This window comes from Candidatus Competibacter phosphatis (genome assembly GCF_012939995.1).
GTDB classification, from domain to species: Bacteria; Pseudomonadota; Gammaproteobacteria; order Competibacterales; family Competibacteraceae; genus Competibacter; species Competibacter phosphatis.
The window spans coordinates 1-20426 of record NZ_SPMZ01000005.1; the positions used below are offsets into that span (position 1 = coordinate 1).

General features: G+C 59.7%; 24 protein-coding genes and 3 pseudogenes. 18 read left to right on the forward strand and 9 right to left on the reverse strand.

What is annotated here, in order from left to right:
- Together trmB and E4P82_RS21660 are read left to right on the forward strand one after the other, a co-directional pair.
- Positions 1 to 563: tRNA (guanosine(46)-N7)-methyltransferase TrmB (trmB, locus tag E4P82_RS01460; RefSeq protein WP_246327297.1), on the forward strand; the 563-nt coding region annotated here is incomplete at its 5' end.
- A 136-nt stretch (positions 564 to 699) separates the two neighbouring features.
- Positions 700 to 2046, forward strand: a complete 1347-nt coding sequence (locus tag E4P82_RS21660; RefSeq protein WP_246327298.1) for a D-alanyl-D-alanine carboxypeptidase family protein — start codon at positions 700 to 702, stop codon at positions 2044 to 2046.
- A gap of 140 nt (positions 2047 to 2186) precedes the next feature.
- On the opposite strand, the pseudogene E4P82_RS01465 reads toward E4P82_RS21660, so the two are convergent.
- Positions 2187 to 3432, reverse strand: a pseudogene (locus E4P82_RS01465) (citrate synthase); the annotation flags it as partial.
- Between the two features lie 242 nt (positions 3433 to 3674).
- Positions 3675 to 3920, reverse strand: a complete 246-nt coding sequence (locus E4P82_RS01470; protein ID WP_169247242.1) for a type B 50S ribosomal protein L31 — start codon at positions 3918 to 3920, stop codon at positions 3675 to 3677.
- A 210-nt stretch (positions 3921 to 4130) separates the two neighbouring features.
- On the opposite strand from E4P82_RS01470, the gene rimO reads away from it, so the two are divergent.
- The 8 genes and pseudogenes from rimO to ubiB all read left to right on the forward strand — a co-directional run bounded on the left by rimO (position 4131) and on the right by ubiB (position 11666).
- Positions 4131 to 5453: a 30S ribosomal protein S12 methylthiotransferase RimO gene (gene rimO / locus E4P82_RS01475; protein ID WP_169247243.1), complete on the forward strand. Its 1323-nt coding sequence runs from the start codon at positions 4131 to 4133 to the stop codon at positions 5451 to 5453.
- A 41-nt stretch (positions 5454 to 5494) separates the two neighbouring features.
- Positions 5495 to 5971, forward strand: a complete 477-nt coding sequence (locus tag E4P82_RS01480; protein WP_169247244.1) for a YbhB/YbcL family Raf kinase inhibitor-like protein — start codon at positions 5495 to 5497, stop codon at positions 5969 to 5971.
- 240 nt (positions 5972 to 6211) lie between these two features.
- Positions 6212 to 6754 carry an ATP-dependent protease subunit HslV gene (gene hslV / locus E4P82_RS01485; protein ID WP_169247245.1) on the forward strand — a complete coding sequence of 181 codons (543 nt, stop codon included), beginning with the start codon at positions 6212 to 6214 and terminating at the stop codon, positions 6752 to 6754.
- Positions 6755 to 6821: 67 nt separating this feature from the next.
- Positions 6822 to 8156 carry an ATP-dependent protease ATPase subunit HslU gene (gene hslU, locus E4P82_RS01490; protein WP_169247246.1) on the forward strand — a complete coding sequence of 445 codons (1335 nt, stop codon included), beginning with the start codon at positions 6822 to 6824 and terminating at the stop codon, positions 8154 to 8156.
- A 12-nt stretch (positions 8157 to 8168) separates the two neighbouring features.
- The gene (locus tag E4P82_RS01495) at positions 8169 to 8525 is read left to right on the forward strand and encodes a gamma-butyrobetaine hydroxylase family protein (RefSeq protein ID WP_169247247.1); all 357 of its coding nucleotides are present in this window, start codon (positions 8169 to 8171) and stop codon (positions 8523 to 8525) included.
- Between the two features lie 30 nt (positions 8526 to 8555).
- Entirely contained in the window at positions 8556 to 9305 is a 750-nt protein-coding gene (gene ubiE / locus E4P82_RS01500; protein ID WP_169247248.1) for a bifunctional demethylmenaquinone methyltransferase/2-methoxy-6-polyprenyl-1,4-benzoquinol methylase UbiE, read from the forward strand.
- A 46-nt stretch (positions 9306 to 9351) separates the two neighbouring features.
- Positions 9352 to 9963: a ubiquinone biosynthesis accessory factor UbiJ gene (locus E4P82_RS01505; RefSeq protein ID WP_169247249.1), complete on the forward strand. Its 612-nt coding sequence runs from the start codon at positions 9352 to 9354 to the stop codon at positions 9961 to 9963.
- 13 nt (positions 9964 to 9976) lie between these two features.
- Positions 9977 to 11666 (forward strand): annotated as a pseudogene (gene ubiB / locus E4P82_RS01510) (ubiquinone biosynthesis regulatory protein kinase UbiB).
- 6 nt (positions 11667 to 11672) lie between these two features.
- On the opposite strand, the gene E4P82_RS01515 reads toward ubiB, so the two are convergent.
- The 4 genes from E4P82_RS01515 to gpmA all read right to left on the reverse strand — a co-directional run bounded on the left by E4P82_RS01515 (position 11673) and on the right by gpmA (position 14566).
- A complete protein-coding gene (locus tag E4P82_RS01515) occupies positions 11673 to 12218 on the reverse strand; it encodes a DJ-1 family glyoxalase III (protein ID WP_169247250.1) in 546 nt (181 codons plus the stop codon).
- Positions 12219 to 12269: 51 nt separating this feature from the next.
- Positions 12270 to 12893, reverse strand: a complete 624-nt coding sequence (locus tag E4P82_RS23960) for a S41 family peptidase (RefSeq protein WP_478219223.1) — start codon at positions 12891 to 12893, stop codon at positions 12270 to 12272.
- On the reverse strand, positions 12832 to 13617 hold the full coding sequence (locus E4P82_RS23965) for a S41 family peptidase (RefSeq protein WP_478219224.1): 786 nt from the start codon (positions 13615 to 13617) through the stop codon (positions 12832 to 12834). The genes E4P82_RS23960 and E4P82_RS23965 overlap by 62 nt, the downstream gene beginning before the upstream one ends.
- A 202-nt stretch (positions 13618 to 13819) precedes the next feature.
- A complete protein-coding gene (gene gpmA / locus E4P82_RS01525) occupies positions 13820 to 14566 on the reverse strand; it encodes a 2,3-diphosphoglycerate-dependent phosphoglycerate mutase (protein WP_169247251.1) in 747 nt (248 codons plus the stop codon).
- Between the two features lie 332 nt (positions 14567 to 14898).
- Here gpmA and E4P82_RS01530 point away from each other — a divergent pair, with 332 nt between their 5' ends.
- The 6 genes and pseudogenes from E4P82_RS01530 (at position 14899) to E4P82_RS01555 (ending at position 17946) form a co-directional block, all read left to right on the forward strand.
- Entirely contained in the window at positions 14899 to 15207 is a 309-nt protein-coding gene (locus tag E4P82_RS01530; protein ID WP_169247269.1) for an ArsR/SmtB family transcription factor, read from the forward strand.
- Between the two features lie 91 nt (positions 15208 to 15298).
- Positions 15299 to 15502: pseudogene (locus tag E4P82_RS21665) on the forward strand (YgaP family membrane protein); the annotation flags it as partial.
- A 49-nt stretch (positions 15503 to 15551) separates the two neighbouring features.
- The gene (locus E4P82_RS01540; RefSeq protein ID WP_169247252.1) at positions 15552 to 15983 is read left to right on the forward strand and encodes a rhodanese-like domain-containing protein; all 432 of its coding nucleotides are present in this window, start codon (positions 15552 to 15554) and stop codon (positions 15981 to 15983) included.
- Positions 15983 to 16258: a glutaredoxin 3 gene (grxC, locus tag E4P82_RS01545; protein ID WP_169247253.1), complete on the forward strand. Its 276-nt coding sequence runs from the start codon at positions 15983 to 15985 to the stop codon at positions 16256 to 16258. Before E4P82_RS01540 ends, grxC begins: the two co-directional genes overlap by 1 nt.
- Before the next feature lie 191 nt (positions 16259 to 16449).
- Entirely contained in the window at positions 16450 to 16935 is a 486-nt protein-coding gene (gene secB, locus E4P82_RS01550; RefSeq protein ID WP_169247254.1) for a protein-export chaperone SecB, read from the forward strand.
- Positions 16936 to 16938: 3 nt separating this feature from the next.
- Positions 16939 to 17946 carry an NAD(P)H-dependent glycerol-3-phosphate dehydrogenase gene (locus tag E4P82_RS01555; protein WP_169247255.1) on the forward strand — a complete coding sequence of 336 codons (1008 nt, stop codon included), beginning with the start codon at positions 16939 to 16941 and terminating at the stop codon, positions 17944 to 17946.
- A 29-nt stretch (positions 17947 to 17975) separates the two neighbouring features.
- Here the strand turns inward: E4P82_RS01555 and E4P82_RS01560 are convergent, their stop codons facing one another.
- Positions 17976 to 18584: a DUF2889 domain-containing protein gene (locus tag E4P82_RS01560; protein WP_169247256.1), complete on the reverse strand. Its 609-nt coding sequence runs from the start codon at positions 18582 to 18584 to the stop codon at positions 17976 to 17978.
- A 43-nt stretch (positions 18585 to 18627) separates the two neighbouring features.
- Positions 18628 to 18843: a DUF1289 domain-containing protein gene (locus E4P82_RS01565; protein ID WP_169247257.1), complete on the reverse strand. Its 216-nt coding sequence runs from the start codon at positions 18841 to 18843 to the stop codon at positions 18628 to 18630.
- Between the two features lie 30 nt (positions 18844 to 18873).
- Between E4P82_RS01565 and E4P82_RS01570 the strand changes: the two genes are divergently transcribed.
- On the forward strand, positions 18874 to 19212 hold the full coding sequence (locus E4P82_RS01570; protein ID WP_169247258.1) for a hypothetical protein: 339 nt from the start codon (positions 18874 to 18876) through the stop codon (positions 19210 to 19212).
- Positions 19213 to 19428: 216 nt separating this feature from the next.
- The gene (locus tag E4P82_RS01575; RefSeq protein ID WP_169247259.1) at positions 19429 to 19704 is read left to right on the forward strand and encodes a hypothetical protein; all 276 of its coding nucleotides are present in this window, start codon (positions 19429 to 19431) and stop codon (positions 19702 to 19704) included.
- Between the two features lie 19 nt (positions 19705 to 19723).
- On the opposite strand, the gene E4P82_RS01580 is transcribed toward E4P82_RS01575, so the two are convergent.
- Positions 19724 to 20365: a hypothetical protein gene (locus tag E4P82_RS01580; RefSeq protein WP_169247260.1), complete on the reverse strand. Its 642-nt coding sequence runs from the start codon at positions 20363 to 20365 to the stop codon at positions 19724 to 19726.
- Positions 20366 to 20426 lie beyond the last annotated feature (61 nt).

The window sequence follows — 20426 nt, forward strand, 5'->3', positions numbered from 1 at the left end:
ACCGGAATGGTTGTTCGGCCGTCGTGCGCCGTTTGGTGTTGGAAATCGGTTTCGGCGATGGCGAATCCTTGGTCGCCATGGCGATGGTCCATCCCGAGATGGATTATCTGGGCATCGAGGTCCATCGTCCGGGTATTGGGCATGTACTGCTGCGTGCCGAGGCACTGGACCTGAGCAATCTTCGGGTCATGTGCTCCGACGCTGTCGAGGTCTTGCGGCAGCTACCGGACGAAAGTCTGGAGCGCATTCAGATTTTTTTCCCCGACCCATGGCCCAAGGCACGGCACCACAAGCGCCGCCTGATCCAGCCGCCATTCGTTGAGATGCTGGTTTCCAAGCTTAAGTGGGCCGGACAACTGCATGTGGCCACCGACTGCGAGGATTACGCCCATTCGATCCTGAACGTGTTGCGCGTCGTTCCCGAATTGGCGAATGTGGTGGATGGCGACGGATTTGCCGCGCGTCCGACGTACCGACCTTTGACTCGATTCGAACGGCGTGGACAGCGCTTGGGTCATGAGGTTTGGGATATGTTGTTTGCCCGCTCCCAGCCGGGGGTATGAACCAGCGAGCCTTCCGGGCGGCGGTAACAGCGACTCGTTTTCGTGAGCCGTTGCCGGTCGCGTTTGGCCGCGCCGAGGATTTCAAGTCAGGCTCTAGCCGGTCGCCCGATTATTGCTCAGAATAGGCAAGTCGCTGTTGAACACGAGCCTGGCGATAGAGATCTTGCCGCTGGAAACCTTGGGCGGCCCGGCCCAAACTCAAAATGGCAGTGGAAATAATGGAGTTAACCGTATGTTTTTAAAATTCTCTGGTGATGCGTTGCGGGCTAGGCGGCTTCGTCTCTGGATACTGGGCACGGTCTTGTGGGTGGTGGCGGGACCGCTGTCGGCGCAGCAAGCCCCATTTTTTTCGCCAACGCTCGAAGTGGCCGCACGCTCGGCGGTGCTGATGAATGCCATGACTGGTGAAATTTTATTTGCCAAGGAGCCGAACTTGCGCCTGCCGCCAGCCAGTACCACCAAGGTGTTGACCGCGCTGGTGGCCTTGGATCGGCTCGATCCAAATGCGCGATTGCCCGTCAGCGCACAAGCCGCCAGCGTCGCGCCGAGTCGCATTGGCCTGCGGGCTGGCGAGATGGTCACGATGCAGGATCTGATGTATGGGTTGTTACTGAAATCGGGCAATGACGCCGCCGAGACCTTGGCGGAGGCCGCGGGCGGTTCGGTTTACCAGTTTGCCGGGTTGATGAACGCCAAGGCCTGGCAGATTGGGGCGCGCAACAGTCATTTCACGAACCCGCACGGTTTACCCGACGACGATCATTACTCCACTGCCTATGATTTGGCATTGGTTTTTCGCTGGGCGATGCACTATCCGCTGTTTTCGGACATCGTGCGCACCCGCACCGCCGCTTTGCGCATTGAATCGGGATCCGGGCCGTACGGTGACTGGCGGATGGTACCGGTACACAGTACCAACCGCTTGCTGGTGTCTTATGAGGGCACACGTGGCGGTAAAACCGGCTTCACCTTCAAAGCCCGGCATTGTTTTGTCGGCGAAGTGGATCGGGGTGGCATCCCGTTGATCGTGGCTATTTTCAATAGCCCCAGTCGGGGCACGTTGTGGCAGGATGCCCGTAATCTGCTCGATTACGGATTTTCTCGATATGGCTTGGCCCCGCCGCCGCCCGTGCGGGTGGAGCCGGAACCAGTCATGGCCCGACATATACCGGTGATCACGCCGAGGGCAGCTCGGGCGGCTGTGGTTCGTACGGCGCTGACAGGTAAACAAGGGCATGCGGTTGCGAGGAGCGGGGTGGCGGCATCCGCTAAAACCACCGTCGCCAAGATGCAAACTACCCGGAAGAAATCGGTCGCGAAGGCGGCGGTAACCAAACCGTCCGGTAAGGTGGCTCGGGGGAATCCAGGCAAAAAACCGGCGACCGCCGTCGCGGTCAAGCCGGTCAAGCCGGGCACCAAGATTGCCACCATTCCCACCGAATCCAATGGCAAGCCGCGGAAAAACAAAAAGCAGCGGATCTGAGAGGATTTCTCTCGGCTAACCAGTGCGGGCGGACTGGGCAACAAAAAAGGCGATGTGGAAATCGCCTTTTTTTGTTGCCGAATCGTGAGAGACTGGCTTATTTGCGATCTTGCAGCGATACCACGTCGCGGCGTTTTTTCGCCGACATACAACTGCCGCGGTCGGCCGATCTTCTGATCCTTTTCGGTGATCATTTCCATCCAATGAGTGATCCAGCCGGCGGTGCGGGCAATAGCGAACATCACCGTGAACATCTCAACCGGAATTTGCAGCGCGCTGTAGATGATACCGGAATAGAAGTCGACGTTCGGGTACAGCTTGCGTTCGACAAAGTAGTCGTCGTTGAGAGCGATCTCTTCCAAGCGCATCGCCAGATCCAGCCGCGGGTCGTGGCCATAGGAGTCTAGGATCTGATGGCAGATTTCCTTGATGATCTTGGCGCGGGGGTCGAAATTTTTGTAGACGCGGTGACCAAAGCCCATGAGCCGCGCATTGGAATTCTTGTCCTTGACCTTGGCGATGTAGCTATCGACGTTTTTTGATGTCGCCGATTTGGTCCAGCATGCGTAATACGGCTTCGTTGGCGCCGCCGTGCGCCGGACCCCACAGACAGGTGATACCAGCAGCGATGGCGGCATAGGGATTGGTTCCCGAGGAGCCGGCCAGCCGTACGGTCGAGGTGGAAGCGTTCTGCTCATGGTCGGCGTGCAAAGTGAACAGGACATCCAACGCCCGCTCGGCGACGGGGTCCACTTCATAACGCTTGCCGGGAAGACTGAACATCATGTACAGCAGGTTGCCGGTATAGCTCAGGTCGTCGCGGGGGTAAATCGTGGGATCGCCGATGCTGTGCTTGTAGCAGGCGGCGGCGATGGTCGGCATCTTGGCGATCAGCCGGCGGGCGGTGACCATGCGGTGCTCGTAATCGCGGATGTCGAGGCGGTCGTGGAAAAAGGCCGATAGTGAACTGACCACCGCCGCCATCATTGCCATCGGATGGGCGTCGTGGTTGAAGCCGTGTAGGAACCGCCGCAGGTTTTCGCGAATCCGGTTGTGCCGGGCAATGCTCGTTTCAAAAACCTGCTTTTTTTCAGCGTTGGGCAACTCGCCGTAAATCAGCAGGTAGGAGACTTCCAGAAAATTGCACTGTTCGGCCAGTTGCTCGATGGGGAAGCCGCGATACAGCAGTTCGCCCTTGTCGCCGTCCAGGTAGGTGATTGCGCTCTGGCAACTGGCGGTGGACATGAAACCGGGGTCGTAAGTGAAGTAACCGAACTCTTTGGCCAGCTTACCGATATCCACCACGGGATGGCCGTAAGTCGGCTCCAGCACTGGCATTTGCACTGCTTTTCCAGTGGCGTCATCCTTCAAGGTGATCGTTGCCATTCATAACCTCCAGAGTGGGTTGATGGGCCGGAACCGGCTGGCCATCCGTTGTCGCGTTCTGGTTGACCTGGCGGTAATCCGGCAGTGATTCAGCGTCTTACGCACTTTTTTTTCGAAGTGATGGCAATGATAACCCAAGCCATGTTGCTTTGCCGAAAAATCCTCACGACCAGGAGAGGCGACCGGTGACGGGCAAAATAAAAGGCATCTTGAGATGCCTTGCGCGGGTTGAGCCAGAGTCTTTAGGACAAGCCATACTTGCGGCGGAAGCGGTCCACCCGGCCGGCGGTATCCACGATCTTCTGCTTGCCAGTATAGAAAGGGTGCGATTGGCTGGAGACTTCCACCTTCACCAGAGGATATTCCTTACCGTCGGTCCACTGGATGGTGTCCTTGGCGGTGATGGTGGAGCGGGTGAGAAAGGCGAAGTCGGTAGAGATGTCCTGGAACACCACGTCACGGTACTGGGGATGAATATCTTTTTTCATGGCTGCTGAAACCTTAGGGATGCTATTGGCCGATCCAAGACGCACCATCGCCGACACGCGGGTAGCGATGCTCCAATGGATTATTAAAGCTTCACAATATAGCTATTTTCCAGCTTGACTCGCAAGAGCGCATCGCTTCAAATTCCCAGGTTTCCGGCCGATGGCCCGACGCCACCGTTCCATTTCGGACCCACCCGCATGCATGATCCCATGAGCCGTCCTCCCCAAATCGGTTTTGTCAGCCTCGGTTGTCCCAAGGCGCTGGTGGATTCCGAGCAAATCCTGACCCGTTTGCGAGCCGAGGGTTACGATCTGGTACCTACGTATCAAGCGGCGGATCTGGTGGTGGTGAATACCTGTGGTTTTATCGACGCGGCGGTAGCGGAATCGCTGGAGGCCATCGGCGAGGCGCTGGCTGAAAACGGCCGGGTGATCGTGACCGGCTGTCTGGGTGCGAAGGGCAACGTGGTGCGCGACCTGCATCCGAGCGTGCTGGCGGTGACCGGACCGCACGCCTGCGAGGACGTCATGACGGCGGTCCACACCCATCTCCCTCGGCCGCACGATCCGTTCGTGGATTTGGTGCCGCCACAGGGTATCAAACTGACCCCTCGACATTACGCGTACTTGAAGATTTCCGAGGGCTGCAACCATCGCTGCACCTTTTGCATCATTCCCCAACTGCGGGGCGATCTGGTCAGCCGACCGATTGGCGAGGTGCTGCGGGAGGCGGAGAATCTGGTTCGGGCCGGGGTCAAGGAACTGCTGATCGTGTCTCAGGACACCAGCGCCTATGGAGTGGACATCCGTTACCGCACGGATTTTTGGAACGGCCGGCCGCTCAAGACCCATTTAACCAGCTTGGCGGCGGCACTGGGCGAACTGGGCGTTTGGGTGCGCTTGCATTATGTCTACCCGTATCCGCATGTCGATGAAGTGGTGCCACTGATGGCGGAAGGCAAGGTGTTGCCCTATCTGGACGTGCCGTTGCAGCATGCCAGTCCGCGCGTGCTCAAGGCCATGAAGCGGCCGGCCAACACCGGCGACACCTTGGGGCGCATTCGCCGCTGGCGGGACATTTGTCCGGATCTGACCCTGCGCAGCACCTTCATCGTCGGTTTTCCCGGTGAGACTGAGAATGATTTCGAGCGTTTGCTGGAGTTTTTGGCGGAGGCGGAGCTGGATCGGGTGGGCTGTTTTAGCTACTCGCCGGTGGAAGGCGCCACCGCCAACCAGTTGTCGAATCCGGTGCCGGAGGAGGTCAAACAGGAACGACTGTCCCGGTTGATGGAGTTGCAGGCAACGGTCAGCGCCGATCGGTTGCGGCGCAAGATCGATCGCACCATGACCGTTCTGGTGGATACCATCGACGACGAAGGAACGGCCATCGCCCGCTCCAGCGCCGATGCACCGGAGATCGATGGGGTTGTCTATATCGAAGATGGCGAGGAACTGCCGATCGGCGAGTTTACCTCGGTGCGGATCGTGGATTCCGACGAACACGATTTGTTTGGAGAACGTCTAAACTGTTGACAACACGGTGGTGAAATTTTCTGTCGCCACGGGAGATGGCCATGACCTTGACCCTCAATTCGCCCGACTTCGTTCACAATGGCCCGATGCCGGCCCGCTTAACCTGCGATGATCGGGATCTCTCGCCCCAGCTTCATTGGTCGGGCGTGCCGGCCGGAGCCCAAAGCTTGGCCTTGATCGTGGACGATCCAGACGCGCCCGACCCGGCGGCGCCCCGTATGACCTGGGTCCATTGGGTGCTGTATAACATGCCGCCCATGGCAACAGGATTGCCAGAAGGTGTGGTGGCCCACGCCTTGCCGCCGGGAACCCGGGAAGGCGTAAACGACTGGGGTCGGACCGGTTATGGCGGTCCCTGCCCGCCGATTGGCCGGCACCGTTATTTCCACAAGCTCTACGCCCTGGATACGGTACTCCCGGATTTGGGCAAACCGACCAAGGCGGCGTTGGAACAGGCCATGGCGGGACATGTGCTGGCGAGCACCGAATTGATGGGAACTTACCAGAAATCGCGTTGAGCACCATTGAACTTTCTCGAATTGTCCCTATCTCAAGAAGTAAGCGTAAGCCCTTACGCCTGTCCGCTTCCCTCCCTGAGCGGGCTATGTCCGGTTAGCTAAACCGGATATCGATTCGCCCCGGTTCCATTCCCCCTTGTAACCGGGGCTTCTTTTTTTGCGGTGGTCGGGGCAGGCGTCTTCCCCCTGCCGTATCCCGGATATCGTGTACAATCTCGCACACAATCGAGAGGCATTGGCATGGAATCATTGCATGGCACCACGGTGTTGGCCGTGCGCCGCGACGGTCGGGTCGTGATCGGCGGCGACGGTCAGGTGACATTGGGTAACACCGTGATGAAGGGTAACGCCCGCAAGGTGCGGCGTTTATACCAGGACAAGGTGATCGCGGGGTTCGCGGGTGGTACCGCAGATGCCTTCACGCTGTTCGAGCGCTTCGAAGGCAAGCTGGAAAAGCATGGCGGCAATCTGACCCGCGCCGCTGTGGAACTAGCCAAGGACTGGCGCACCGATCGCTTGTTGCGGCGTCTGGAGGCGTTGCTGATCGTCGCCGATCCTCAGACTACCCTGATTCTTTCCGGTAACGGTGACGTCGTCGAGCCGGAAAACGATTTGGCGGCGATCGGTTCCGGAGGCGCTTACGCCCAGGCCGCCGCCCAAGCTTTGCTCGGGCATACCGAACTGGACGCGCGGACCATCGTCGAGCAGGCCTTGAAAATCGCCGCCGGCATCTGCATATACACCAACGAGAATCTGACCCTCGAAGAATTGGTGACCGCGTGATGCACGGTTTGGGATTGATGCGCCCACCGGTTTGTCTTTACCCCACACCTCCAAACGGTAGCCCAGCATGTCGGAGATGACCCCCCGAGAAATCGCCCAGGAACTGGATAAACACATTATCGGGCAGGATGCCGCCAAGCGGGCGGTGGCCATCGCCCTGCGCAATCGCTGGCGACGGATGCGGGTCGAGCCGGTGCTGGGCAACGAAATCACCCCGAAAAATATTTTGATGATCGGCCCGACTGGGGTGGGCAAGACCGAAATCGCCCGGCGACTGGCCAAACTGGCCAACGCGCCCTTCATCAAGGTCGAGGCCACCAAGTTCACCGAGGTCGGCTACGTGGGCCGGGACGTGGAGTCCATCATCCGCGATCTGATGGATGGAGCGGTCAAGATGGTGCGCGAAGAGGAGATGCACAAGGTCCGTCACCGCGCCGAGGAAGCCGCCCACGAACGGGTGTTGGACACGCTGTTGCCGAAGCCGCGCAGCGTCGGGTTCGCCAACGAACCGCAGCAGGCGGATCATTCCACGACTCGGCAAAAGATGCGCGAGCGCCTGCTCAAGGGCGATCTGGACGACCGCGAAATCGAAATCGAGGTTGCGACCCGGCCGGTGGGCGTGGAGATCATGGCGCCGCCAGGCATGGAAGAAATGACCAGCCAGTTGCAAAGCTTGTTTCAGAATCTGAGCAGCGGCCGCACTCGCACCCGCAAGCTCAAGGTGCAGGATGCCCTCAAGCTGTTGCAGGAAGAGGAAGCGGCCAAGATGATCAACGAGGATGAACTCAAGCTCAGGGCGCTGGCGGCGGTGGAGCAGAACGGTATCGTCTTCATCGACGAGCTCGACAAGGTCGCCAAGCGCGGTGAGTACGGCGGCCCGGATGTTTCGCGCGAGGGCGTACAGCGCGATCTGCTGCCGTTGGTGGAAGGTTGTACCGTCTCCACCAAGTACGGCATGGTGCGTACCGATCACATTCTCTTCATCGCTTCCGGGGCGTTTCATCTGGCCAAGCCGTCCGATTTGATTCCCGAATTGCAGGGCCGCTTGCCGATCCGGGTGGAACTCAGTGCCTTGAGCACGGAGGATTTCGTGCGGATTCTGACCGAACCGGATGCTTCCCTTACCGAGCAGTACACGGCGCTGCTGAACACCGAGGGTGTCGAGCTGCAATTTGCAGCGGATGGGGTGCGCCGCCTGGCCGAAGTCGCCTGCCAGGTCAACGAACGCACCGAAAATATCGGCGCCCGTCGGCTGCACACCGTTATGGAGCGGCTGTTGGAAACGATTTCCTTCGAGGCACCCGATCGTTCCGGTCAGATGGTGATCGTCGATCTGGCCTATGTCGACGCCCATTTGGGCGAACTGATCAAGCACGAAGATCTGACCCGTTACATTCTGTGAAACTCGACCACCATGAATACGCATCCCACCGAAATCAAACTGCATCAGGCATCCCGCGTTCTGGAGGTTGCCTTCGATGACGGCGCACATTTCCAGTTGCCCTGCGAGTACCTGCGGGTGTTTTCGCCCTCGGCAGAGGTTCGTGGCCACGGACCCGACAGCGCCACTCTGGTGACCGGCAAGGAAACGGTCAACATCAGTGCCATCGAACCGGTGGGCCACTACGCGGTCAAGCTGGTGTTCGACGATGGCCACTCGACCGGTCTGTATTCCTGGAGCATTCTGTACGATCTGGGCGCGAATCAGGAGCGCAACTGGCAGGATTATCTGCGGCGGCTGGCCGAAGCCGGCCATCAGCGCCCGATCTGAACCGGTATTTGTCCCAAGGAACCCGCGAGCATGGAACACCCCGAAACCACGCATTTCGGCTACCAGAAAGTGGCCACCGCCGAGAAGGCCCGCAAGGTGGCGGGTGTGTTCGATTCCGTGGCCGGCAAGTACGATCTGATGAACGATCTGATGTCGCTCGGCGTGCATCGCGTATGGAAACGGTTCGCGATGAGCGTCAGCGGCGTGCGGCCGGGCGAGCGAGTGCTGGATCTGGCTGGTGGAACCGGCGATCTGACCAGTCGGTTGCTGCCTCTGGTCGGACCGAAAGGGTTGGTGGTGTTGTCCGACATCAATGCCCGCATGTTGGACGAGGGTCGCAAGCGGTTGATCGACGAGGGCGCGGCCGGCAATATCGTCTACGCCCAGCTCGATGCCGAGCAATTGCCGTTTCCCGACCAGACCTTTGATTGCATCACCATCGGCTTCGGTTTGCGTAATGTCACTCGCAAGGAGCGGGCGCTGGCGGATATGTACCGGGCGCTCAAGCCGGGTGGGCGTGTGCTCATCCTGGAGTTTTCTCATCCGATCGCGCCGGGCCTGAAGCCGGCCTATGATTTGTATTCCTTTGCGGTACTGCCCGTTCTGGGCAAGTTGGTGGCCGGCGATGCCGCCAGTTACCGATATCTGGCCGAGTCCATTCGCCTGCATCCAGATCAGGAAACCCTGCTGCGGCTGATGGAGGCGGCGGGCTTTGAGCGCTGCCAGTATTTCAACTTGACCGGCGGCATTGTGGCGGTGCATCGCGGCTATAAGTTTTGATTCATCTTCATTTCTTCCCTTACTCCATCCTATCCAGGAGCCTCGTGTGACACCCGCCGTGATCGCCGCCAGTTTGGAGACCGCGCTCAACCTGGTTCTGCGCCTGGACCCCGAGATGTTCCCCCGTTTGGGCGCGCTGAGCGGTCATGTCATTGCAATCGAACCGAGCGGCATGGCGATGACCTTCTATCTGTTGCCCAAGCCTGACGGCATTCAGGTGACCGGTCGTGCCGAGGCTGAGCCCAGCGTGCGAATTCGTGCCACGCCTGCGGCGCTGTTCCGACAATGGCGCGGTCAGCGCGCCAGCGGCGACGAGATCGCCATCGAGGGCGATGTCGGGGCAGGGCGGGAATTCCAAGCCATTCTGGCGCGGCTGGACATCGACTGGGAAGAGCATCTGTCGCGGGTTGTCGGAGATGTAGTTGCTCGTCGCCTCGGCGGTTTGTGGGAGGGTCTGCGGGCCTGGAGCGGACGAACTGGCGATGTCCTGCCGCGCGATGGCGGCGAGTATGTGCAACACGAGCTGCGTCTGTTGCCGCCGCGCCAGGCGATCGAGCAGTTTTTGCATGCCGTGGACCTCCTGCGCGAAGACGCCGACCGACTGGCCGCGCGGGTCGAACGCCTGCGTCGGTGGCCGATGATCGGCGAACCGCGCTAGTCTCCTCCATCCAATGCGCGAACTTCGCCTGTTCGGTCCTGCGCAACTGCTGCGTTTGCTGCACATCAACCGGGTATTGGTGCGCCACGGTCTGGACGACATCGTGCTGGCGACCCATCTGTTTCGGCCCATCGGGTTTTTGCGGCACCTGTTGCCGTGGAACTGGGTACCTCGCCAGCAACTGGATCTACCGCGCGGCGCCCGCATCCGTCTGACGCTGGAAGATTTGGGGCCGATCTTCGTCAAGTTCGGGCAAATGCTGTCCACCCGTCGCGACCTGCTGCCGGATGATATCGCCCTGGAATTGGCCAAGCTGCAAGATCGAGTGCCGCCTTTTCCCGGCGAGCAGGCGCGAGCCATCGTCGAAAAAGCCTACGGCCAGCCGCTGGAAACGTTTTTCGAAGAATTCAGTTTTCAACCACTGGCTTCCGCTTCAATTGCCCAAGTGCATACCGCCCGCTTGCACGGCGGTCGGCAGGTGGTGGTCAAGGTGGTGCGGCCCGGCATCGAAAAGACCATTCGCCGCGATGTGGAATTGCTGTACATCATCGCCAGCCTGGCGCAGCGCTATTGGCGAGAGGGGCGTCGGCTGCGGCCGATCGAGGTGGTGACCGAGTACGAAAAGACCATTTTCGATGAGCTGGATCTGATCCGCGAGGCCGCCAACGCCAGTCAACTGCGGCGCAATTTCCAGGACTCGCCGGTCCTGTACGTACCCGAGGTGTTCTGGCCGGAAACCCGCCGCGAGGTGCTGGTGATGGAGCGGATCCACGGTATCCCCGTGGGCGATATCGCCGAATTGCGGCGGCGCGGGGTGGATTTGAAGAAACTGTCGGAACGTGGGGTGGAGGTTTTTTTTACCCAGGTATTCCGCGATAGTTTCTTTCACGCCGACATGCATCCCGGCAATATCTTCGTCAACGCCGAGCATCCGGACAATCCCAGCTACATCGCCGTGGACTTCGGCATCATCGGTACCTTGAGTCCCACCGACCAACAATACCTGGCGGAAAATTTTCTGGCGTTTTTCCATCGCGATTACCGGCGGGTGGCGGAACTGCATATCGAATCCGGCTGGGTGCCGGCGGAAACCCGGATAGATGAATTCGAGTCGGCCATCCGCACCGTATCGGAGCCGATCTTCGACCGCCCGCTCAAGGATATTTCCTTCGGTGTTTTTTTTACTGACGCTGTTCCAGACTGCCCGCCGCTTTAACATGGAGGTGCAGCCACAACTGATACTGCTGCAAAAGACCCTGCTCAATATCGAGGGTTTGGGGCGGCAGCTCGATCCCGAACTGGACCTGTGGAAGACCGCCAAACCGTTCCTGGAAAGTTGGATGCGCGACCGGGTCGGTCCGCGTTCCTTCATCAGACGCATCAAAAACCACATACCACGTTGGATCGACCAGACGCCGGATCTGCCGAATCTGGTCTATTATCTGCTCCAACATGCGAGCACCGGCGGGCTGACGGTGCAACTGCATAAACAGGAAACGGAATATTTGCGGCGCGATCTCCGCCGTGCCAACCGGCGCAATTTCCATGCCGTGGTGGGCGCCGCATTGATCGTCTGTGCGGCGGTGCTACTGGGATTCAATGCGCAAAACAGCATCGATATTTGGCACACACCATTACTGGTCTGGTTGCTGGGCGGTGTCGGTGTCGGCTTGCTGCTCGGCGCCTGGCCAACGGATACCTGAAGACGTTCAGGAACGTTGCAATGCGGCTTCAACAGTGTCGCGTTGGTCGCGTCCACACAGAATTTCAATCAGGATCAAGGCGAAGTCCATGGCGGTGCCGGGGCCGCGCGAGGTGATGAAAGTACCGTCGCGCACCACGGCGGCGCTGCTGGTCTTGATGCCTGCCTGACCGTCGAGGATGCCTGGATAGGCGGTGGCTTCGCGATTATCCAGCAGACCAGCGCCGGCCAGCACTCGTGGCGCGGCGCAGATGGCGGCGATGTAGCGACCCTGTTCCGCCATCCGCCGCAGTAGGGCTGCGATCCGCCGGTCGGCCTCCAGCCGCTGCGCGCCGCCCAGACCACCCGGTAGCACCACCATGTCGAAATCCTGATCCAGAACCTCGGTCAGCGTGGTTTCGGGGAGCAGTATGACCCCGCGCGAAGCCGTCACCGTTCCCACTTCCAGCCCTGCGACCACCACGGTGAGGCCGGCGCGGCGCAGTAGATCGATGATGGTGACGGCTTCCAGTTCTTCGCAGCCTTGAGCGAGTGGGACAAGTATGGTGGCCATGGCAAACTCTTCTTGCGAGGGGATGCGGGTTCAGGGGCGGCAGGTCGGTATTCAGCCGTTTTTGTGATCTTGCAGTAAGGACATGCCTCTAAGCAGGTTCAGGGCTTCGTAAAGCGCGTAATCGTTTTGGGCGGAATCGGCTGTTTCGTCGCCGGTGGTGGTGGGACCGGTGTCGTCCGACTGCGTGTCGTCGTCGACCCGGCCGTGGCGGTCGTTGTTCAGGTGGCCCGACAGATCGGATTCCTTGATGAAATTGATGTCGGCGTCGTCAGCGGCAACTTTCAGCGATTTGAGCTTGATGTCGGGCTCGATACCCTCGGCCTGGATGGAGCGGCCGTTCGGAGTGTAGTAGCGTGCCGTGGTCAATTTGACCGCCGTGCCGTTGCCCAGGGGCAAAATGGTTTGTACCGAGCCCTTGCCGAAGGTGCGCTCGCCCAGAATCAGCGCTCGGCGGTGATCTTGTAGCGCGCCCGCGACGATTTCCGAGGCTGACGCGGAACCGCCGTTGACCAGCACCACCAGCGGCGCGCCTTTCAGTAAATCGCCCGGCGTGGCCTTGAAACTTTGGTCGGAGCCGTTGCCGCGACCCTTGGTCTGGACGATGGCGCCATCTTCAAGGAAATCGTCCGCCACATCCACCGCGCCGTTCAACACCCCGCCCGGGTTGTTGCGCAAGTCCAGCACCAGTCCTCGCAGCGGTTTTTTTGTTCTGTTGTTCCAGTTCTTGCAGTGCTTGCTCCAGGTTCTGCGCGGTCTTGGACTGGAACTGCGTGATTCGCAGATAGCCAAAATCCGGTTCCAGCAAGCGGCTTTTGACGCTCCTGACCTGAATGACCTCCCGGACCAGCTTGACCTTGAACGGTTTTTTCGTGCCTTCCCTGACGATGGTCAGAGTGATCGAACTATTTGGCTTGCCTCGCATCCGCTGGATGGCATCGGCCAACGGCATGCCCTTGACCGAGGTATCGTCTAGACGGATGATCAGGTCGCCGGCGCGAAGGCCAGCCCGTTGGGCGGGCGTATCGTCGATCGGGGCGATGATCTTGATGAAACCACTGTCTTCCTGTCCGACTTCGATGCCCAGGCCGCCAAATTCGCCGGACGTGCCGATCTGCAAGTCCTGGAATGCTTCGGCGTCCAGGTAGGCGGAATGGGGATCAAGGTTGCTCAGCATGCCGCGAATCGCATTTTCCAGCAGATCCTTGTCCTTGACCGGCTCCACATAATCTTGTTTGACGGCATCGAGTACGCCGGTGAAGGTGCGCAACTCATCCAGAGGGAGCCGGTTGCTCTCAGCCGTTGTTTCCTTCTCGGCCCAAACGGTATGCACCGTCGTCAATGAAACGCCCGCCAAGAAACTTAACGCCAGCGCCAGACCGTGTCGGGTTGCAGCACTCATCTTCGCTCCAGAATTCTTCGTCGCACAGGGAGAACATAAATAATCGATCGGTGATTGCCATGAGACAATCGAATAAGCCTAAATGATGCAGGGTCAAGCTAGAAAAATGTACCGAGGCTTGATGAATCGCGGACAGAAAAACCCCAACACCGACCATCAAGGCCGGTATCGGGAGTGATTGCGGTGAGGAAATGGGCGAGTTCTACTTGGCTTTGCCTTGGTTGGCGACGGCATCCATCAGCTTCTTGAGCTCCTCGGGGTCGGCGAGGTAGTAGCTCTTGGTGGGTCGCAGCTTGGCATCGAGTTCGTAAACCAGCGGCACGCCGGTCGGTATGTTCAGGGCGATGATCGCCTCGTCGGACATATCGTCGAGGTATTTGACCAGTGCCCGCAAGCTGTTGCCATGCGCGGCGATCACCACACGCTTGCCGGCGCGAATGGTGGGCACGATGGTGTCGTGCCAGTAGGGTAGTACCCGCTCAATGGTAATCTTGAGGCTTTCGGTGGCCGGCAACACGCGAGGATCGAGATCGGCGTAGCGCGGATCGTTGCTGGGGAAACGCGGGTCGGTTGCTTCCAGCGGCGGAGGCGGAATATCGAAGCTGCGCCGCCAGATCTTGACCTGTTCCTCGCCGTGCTGGGCGGCGGTTTCCGCCTTGTTCAAGCCAGTCAGGTTACCGTAGTGGCGCTCGTTGAGCCGCCAGGTCCGGTTGACCGGAATCCACATCAGGTCCATTTCGTCCAGCACGGTCCAGAGCGTACGAATGGCGCGCTTGAGTACCGAGGTAAAAGCGACATCGAAGACGTAGCCCTCCTTCTTCAGGGTTTGCCCGCCTTTCCGGGCTTCCTCGCGGCCCTTCTCGGATAGATCGACGTCATGCCAACCGGTAAAGCGGTTTTCCTTGTTCCATTGGCTTTCGCCATGGCGGATGAGCACGATTTTGTACATGAAAAAATGCCTCCTTGGTTCAGGGCGGTCGTGGTCGTCATCGGATGGTGTGTCGGCTAGCGTTTGAAATACGCTGCGCTGGGATGGCGGTGGCACCGTGGGCCGGCAGTGCGCCGATCCCTTGAAACGATTTGCATAATTTTATCGGAAGATCATACGCTGGACCGGGCGATTTCGCCACTCGGCATTTGTGTCGCTGGCCCTAAAGTGGCTTCTCAGTATCGCTATATCAAGCTATGCTAATACACCAAATTCCTGGACAAGGCGTTGTCGGATTTATGGTGCAAAATGGGTTTGCGGGCATTGCGCGGGATGGCGGCGGGATCGGCAATATGGCGCTGGAACTGCTGATGACCCGCGATGAGGATATCGAACGGGCCTCGCGTTCGCTCAAGGCGATGTCGCATCCGCTGCGGTTGAAGATTCTTTGTACCCTGGGCGAGCGGGAAGTCAGTGTCCAGGAAATCGTCGAGCGCGTGGGTACCTCCCAGAGCAACATTTCCCAACATCTGGCGATCCTGCGCGACAAGGGCATCCTCACTTGCCGCAAGGATGCCAACCGGGTTTATTATCGGGTGGGAGACGCCCGTACCTTGCGCCTGATCGGCATGATGAGGGACGTCTTCTGTACGCGGGTTTGAATCGCCGGAGCGGGTCGATGGACACGCATTGGTACTGTCCACCCGGCGACGAACCCGACTCCATTATTCTCAAGAGGTTGTCATCGATCCTATGAATAGCGAACGGATTATCCGAATTATGGCCGGTTCCTTTATCCTGCTGTCATTGTTGTTGGGGGCTCCAGCTAGCCCGCTCTATCACAGTGGTTACTGGCTCTGGTTCACCGCTTTCGTTGGGTTCAACCTATTCCAGAGCGGTTTTACCCGCTTCTGTCCAGCCGAGCACATCCTGTGGAGGCTGGGTGTTAAAAAAAGCCGATACTCCGGCTGGTTGCTCGAACTAGCGAGACCACGGGAAATCATTGATGAGCGATTTCATCGAATTCTCCACCCAGAACTGGCTGTTGTTCTTGGCGCTGTTCGCCATTGCGGGGATGCTGATCGGTGGTGAGGTCTTGCGCAAGATGCGTGGGGTCAGCAGCCTCAGTGCCGCCGAAGCGCTACGCCTGATCAACGATCAGGAAGCCCTTATTCTGGACGTTCGCGATGGCGGCGAATACAAGGAAGGGCATATTCCGCAGGCGCGCCATATCCCGCTCGGTGCCTTGCGCGACCGATTGGGCGAACTGACCAAGGCCAAGGATAAGCCCATCGTCGTCTATTGTCGCAACGGTGCCACCTCACAGGCGGCTTGCGCACAGATCAAAAAGAGCGGCATTGCCGACGTCTACAGTCTGAGCGGTGGATTGTCGGCTTGGCAGGAGGCCAACTTGCCGGTCAGTCGTAAGAAATCCTGATGCTCGCGCCAGATTCGGCGACGCCGAACATCGTGATGTACACCTCCGAGTATTGCCCGTACTGCCGGCGCGCGCGGGCGCTATTGGACAGCAAGGGCGTGGTTTATACGCTGTTGGACGTGAACCGCAACCTGCGGTTGTGGGAGGAAATCACCAAACGCACTGGTCGCCACACCGTGCCGCAAATCTTCATCGGCGACCGGCATGTCGGTGGTTGCGATGATTTGTTCGAGCTGGAGCGGCGCGGTGAGTTGACCCCGTTGTTGCGCGGCTGAAGCCGGACACGCGGTTTGTCCGTCGGTCCGGTGGCGAGTCGGCTTTCCAGGGGATACCCCTTGGTGGGTAGGTTACCGGTGCCCGATGTGTATGCCACAACCGCGCCGGATCCGGGTGGATTGTTGGGTTGTATGGCGCGAACCCTGTAGAATGACAGGTATTTCCCACCGACAAGACAAGGCTATTGTGCATGAGCGACCAGCAACAGGCTTCCCAGCAGTTCGAAATTCAGAAAATTTATCTGAAGGATGTATCGCTGGAAACCCCTAATTCCCCGATGATTTTTACCGAGCAATGGCAGCCGCAGACTGAGGTGCGTCTAGAAACCGGCGCCAAGCCGCTGGCCGAAGGCTTGTTTGAAGTGTCGTTGACCGTGACCATCACCGCCAAGCTCGGCGACCGTACTGCTTATCTGGTTGAGGTGCAACAAGGCGGCTTGTTCGCGTTACGGGGTTTCGATGACGGACAAATGGGTCACATGCTGCATGCATACTGCCCGAATCTGCTGTTTCCCTTCGCTCGTGAGGAACTGGCTTCGTTGATCGGCAAGGGTGGGTTTCCGGCGCTGCTGCTCAATCCGATCAACTTCGATAATCTTTATCTGCAACGCTTGCAGCAACAGCAGGCGCAAGCCACTGCCTTTTCCTCGTCTTCCTCCGCTCCAACCATGTCCTGAGCGATGCTTGTCGCCGCGCGGGTCGCTGTCCTCGGGGCGGGGAGTTGGGGTACCGCGCTGGCACTGCTGCTGGCGCGCAACGGGCATGACGTCCGTTTGTGGGGCCACGATCCGGAGGAAGTCGCGCCGTTGTGTCGGGAGCGAGAGAACCGCCGCTACTTACCTGGCGTGCCGTTCCCGGTCCGCTTGAATGCGGGCGCCGATCTGATCGAAGCGCTTGCCGGCGTCGAACTGGCGCTGGTGGCGGTACCGAGCCATGCCTACGGAGCGACCTTGGCCCGGTTGCGGCCACTGCTGCCAGCGACCGCCGGTTTCGCTTGGGCCACCAAGGGCTTGGAGCACGGCAGCGGTCGGTTTTTGCATGAAGTGACGTTGGAGGCGCTTGGCCGAGACAGGTCGGCGGCGGTGATTTCCGGCCCCAGCTTTGCGGTGGAAGTAGCCCGTGGTTTGCCGACCGCCGTGACGGTCGCCGCCTGGGATGTGGAGCATGCTCGTCGGGTGGCGACCGTACTGCACGGTTCCAACCTGCGCGCTTACACCAGCAGCGATGTGATCGGCGTCGAACTGGGTGGCGCGGTCAAGAACGTGCTGGCCATCGCCGCCGGCATTGCTGACGGTCTGGGTTTTGGGGCCAATGCACGGGCGGCGCTGATCACCCGCGGGTTGGCGGAGATGGTGCGGTTGGGCGTGGCCGTGGGTGGTCAGCGCGAAACCTTCATGGGCTTGGCTGGTATCGGTGATTTGGTGCTGACCTGTACCGACGACCAGTCGCGCAACCGGCGCTTCGGTTTGGCGATCGGTCGCGGTGACAGCGCCGAGGCGGCCAGCGCGGCTATTGGTCAGGTGGTGGAGGGCGCGGCGACCGTGCGGGAAATCCGGCGGCTGGCGCGGCGGCACGGTGTGGAGCTACCCATTACCGAACAGGTGGATGCGGTGCTATATCATGGCCAGAGCCCGCGCCGGGCGGTGGAAAATCTGCTGGCGCGCGATCCGAAACCGGAAGGGGTTTGAGGCAAAACCGCCATCAGCCGGGTGGCGGTTTAAGTGATGCAGCCTTCCAGCAATGGACGGTTGTGATCGTTCGTTTCCCGGTCCGAGCCGGTATAGGCTTGCGGCCAGCGATTTTTGACCACCAGGCTGTCGCTGGCTAGCGCATGACATGTATTCAGGACCGGCGGCGGCCTGCGGACGGCGGCGGGCTTGGTATCTTCCTCGTCGTAACGCTGCCCGTAGAGGGTTTGAAAGAACGTAGTGGCCACGGGGCCCAGCAGCTCGGTCATGTGTGTGCAGCCGCTCGTGCCGCCGAACAATTCCTTCAGCTTCTGCGACCAGCCCGGCCCGATCCGTACACCGACCAGCTCTTGGTAGCGGCCGGTGATCGCCGGACACAGGGCGAACGGCGCTCCATCGGTGCAAGCCTCGACCGCCTGGATCAGACACTGGCTGTCGATGGTCAGGCGGATCCACAGATCGTGTAACGGTTCACCGGCCTGAATCGCTCCGCCGCGATCTTCGTTGGGAAAGGGGTAGGTTTTGGTGTCGACCAGCCGTCCTTCGATATCCCATAAGCCATCCTCGCGCCGGTAGCCCCAGCATTGAACGACGCGCTTGTGCAGTAGCTGGCGGGGAGTGGGAGCGGGCAGCGGCATGAGAAATCCTTACAGGAGGCAAAGCGTTGGGCGGCGAGTGCCGTCAGTCGAAGAACGTACCATCCACGATTCGCGCCATTCGCTGTTCCAACCGCGCCAGCACAGCATGCTTCTGCGCGGGGGTGCAGTCCCACCATGCGGCAATTTCCTCCAAGGTACGGTAGCAGCCGTCACATAGTTGGGTCTGAGGGTTGATAACGCAGACTCCGATACATGGGGATGGCGGCTCGCCGGGCGCGGCGGAAGGATGGTCGTTCATGAGGCTTTCGGAATGGCGGTCGCTTGCAACATGGGTCAGGTTGCAATGATACAGCGCTCCGGCTGTTCGAATCCATGTCCAATCTTGATTGACCGGTGGAACTCCGGCGATCGGTTGGGCGTTGTCGAGGTGGAAGAGGCGGTCGGCCGCGAAGACTTGGGAGAGAATGGTTATGGGCTTATCGAGTGTGCTGGTTCGGAGCACGCGCCATGGCGCTTTGGTCGGACGGTGGTGGCCCGACCCTCGATCCTGTGGTGGTTTGGATGCCTCTCCGCCGTCTTCGCGGCTAACCAGGTTGAATCAGGACGCTTTGAATTTGAACGCTTGACCTTGAAGACCTTAGCTAAAGTGGCAAGCGGACGTAAATAAGGATAAACCTTGATTGATGCAAGGGTACTCGCAGGATATGGGAAGTTCGAGGTCGGAAGGATGGAATAAGTACAATGGTCATGGGGTTTGTGCTTGTGTGGACGCATCGCCGGGTTTAACCTTTAATAACAGGCATTGAAGCAGGGTTGGCCCTGCTTGGTGGTGTGCCCTGGACAGGTTTTGATCCATCGAATAACGATTCAGGAGGGAACATCCATGTTGACCTATGAAGACTGTTTGGAGTTGAGCGACCTGACCGAAGAAGAGATCGAAGCCATCGCCCAGCACGAGCATCTGCCAGAAATGGCGGCTTTGGAGCTGGGTAGCTATCTGGTGCATACGCCGGAAGGTGTACCGATGATCAAGCGTATCATTTTAGAAGATATCGAGGATGCGAACCGGCGCGGGCACGTTGAAAAGGTCTTGCAGTTGAAGTTGGTGCTCAAGCACTTTGTTGACACCCATCCAAACGCCACCGCCAACAAGGCCTAGCCAGGGCGACGGATTGATGTCAGCGCTCGGGTGCGGCGAGTGGTGTCCCCTGCCGGTCTTCGGCCAGCAGGGCCTGAACCTCGGCTAGGCTCGCCCGCCGCATCGGGCGGCCATCGATTGGGCTGCGCGGCGCCTCCCGTTCGGCCAACGGCGCGAAAACGGTCAGGTCGATACGGTTGCCGTCGGCGTCGAACCGGAAGGCGGGTAGGCAGATTGGATCGCCATTGCCCAGTTTGAGACGGCGTTCCGTGGTATCGAAGGGAATGCGGTGCTCCATCAAGAACAGCAGGACATCCATGGGCGTATCGGCAAACAGATGCAGACCAATATCGGCATGCGGACCGGCGGCGCCGCTTAGCACCGGGCCAACCAACCGAGGTCGGAAACGCGCCAGAAACAGCATGATTTCCACGGCGGTTTCGCGCAGGCCACGCAGGCGCAGCGCTTGACGGTCGGCATGGAACAGCCGTTGGTAATCGAGCAATGCCTGCTCGATCTCGGCGTTATCCGGCAGAGCGGCCTTGTCGGTTACCGCCAGGCGAATGGCGGCCTTGCGCTTGGCGCTGCGGAAATCCTGGACTCCTTCTTCAACCATGATTCGAGCGCTTTCCTGCGCCATGAGGATCTTGAGTCGCGGGGTGTCGCGGCGTCGTCGGGCCATGGGCAAACTCCGGTGGGGCGATGGCGGCGGGTTGTGGCATTCCCCGGCGCTTCGGACGAGT

Bases quoted from the DNA above. Each gene is read 5' to 3' on its own strand.
- grxC (WP_169247253.1), top strand. From the start codon at position 15,983: ATGCTCGCGCCAGATTCGGCGACGCCGAACATCGTGATGTACACCTCC.
- E4P82_RS01495 (WP_169247247.1), top strand. From the start codon at position 8,169: ATGAATACGCATCCCACCGAAATCAAACTGCATCAGGCATCCCGCGTT.
- E4P82_RS01565 (WP_169247257.1), bottom strand. From the start codon at position 18,843: ATGAACGACCATCCTTCCGCCGCGCCCGGCGAGCCGCCATCCCCATGT.
- E4P82_RS01515 (WP_169247250.1), bottom strand. From the start codon at position 12,218: ATGGCCACCATACTTGTCCCACTCGCTCAAGGCTGCGAAGAACTGGAA.
- E4P82_RS23965 (WP_478219224.1), bottom strand. From the start codon at position 13,617: ATGAGTGCTGCAACCCGACACGGTCTGGCGCTGGCGTTAAGTTTCTTG.
- E4P82_RS01530 (WP_169247269.1), top strand. From the start codon at position 14,899: ATGGCGCTGGAACTGCTGATGACCCGCGATGAGGATATCGAACGGGCC.
- hslU (WP_169247246.1), top strand. From the start codon at position 6,822: ATGTCGGAGATGACCCCCCGAGAAATCGCCCAGGAACTGGATAAACAC.
- E4P82_RS01470 (WP_169247242.1), bottom strand. From the start codon at position 3,920: ATGAAAAAAGATATTCATCCCCAGTACCGTGACGTGGTGTTCCAGGAC.
- rimO (WP_169247243.1), top strand. From the start codon at position 4,131: ATGAGCCGTCCTCCCCAAATCGGTTTTGTCAGCCTCGGTTGTCCCAAG.
- secB (WP_169247254.1), top strand. From the start codon at position 16,450: ATGAGCGACCAGCAACAGGCTTCCCAGCAGTTCGAAATTCAGAAAATT.
- ubiE (WP_169247248.1), top strand. From the start codon at position 8,556: ATGGAACACCCCGAAACCACGCATTTCGGCTACCAGAAAGTGGCCACC.
- hslV (WP_169247245.1), top strand. From the start codon at position 6,212: ATGGAATCATTGCATGGCACCACGGTGTTGGCCGTGCGCCGCGACGGT.
- E4P82_RS01570 (WP_169247258.1), top strand. From the start codon at position 18,874: ATGGGTCAGGTTGCAATGATACAGCGCTCCGGCTGTTCGAATCCATGT.
- E4P82_RS01560 (WP_169247256.1), bottom strand. From the start codon at position 18,584: ATGCCGCTGCCCGCTCCCACTCCCCGCCAGCTACTGCACAAGCGCGTC.
- E4P82_RS01580 (WP_169247260.1), bottom strand. From the start codon at position 20,365: ATGGCCCGACGACGCCGCGACACCCCGCGACTCAAGATCCTCATGGCG.
- E4P82_RS01480 (WP_169247244.1), top strand. From the start codon at position 5,495: ATGACCTTGACCCTCAATTCGCCCGACTTCGTTCACAATGGCCCGATG.
- E4P82_RS01540 (WP_169247252.1), top strand. From the start codon at position 15,552: ATGAGCGATTTCATCGAATTCTCCACCCAGAACTGGCTGTTGTTCTTG.
- E4P82_RS01555 (WP_169247255.1), top strand. From the start codon at position 16,939: ATGCTTGTCGCCGCGCGGGTCGCTGTCCTCGGGGCGGGGAGTTGGGGT.
- E4P82_RS01575 (WP_169247259.1), top strand. From the start codon at position 19,429: ATGTTGACCTATGAAGACTGTTTGGAGTTGAGCGACCTGACCGAAGAA.
- gpmA (WP_169247251.1), bottom strand. From the start codon at position 14,566: ATGTACAAAATCGTGCTCATCCGCCATGGCGAAAGCCAATGGAACAAG.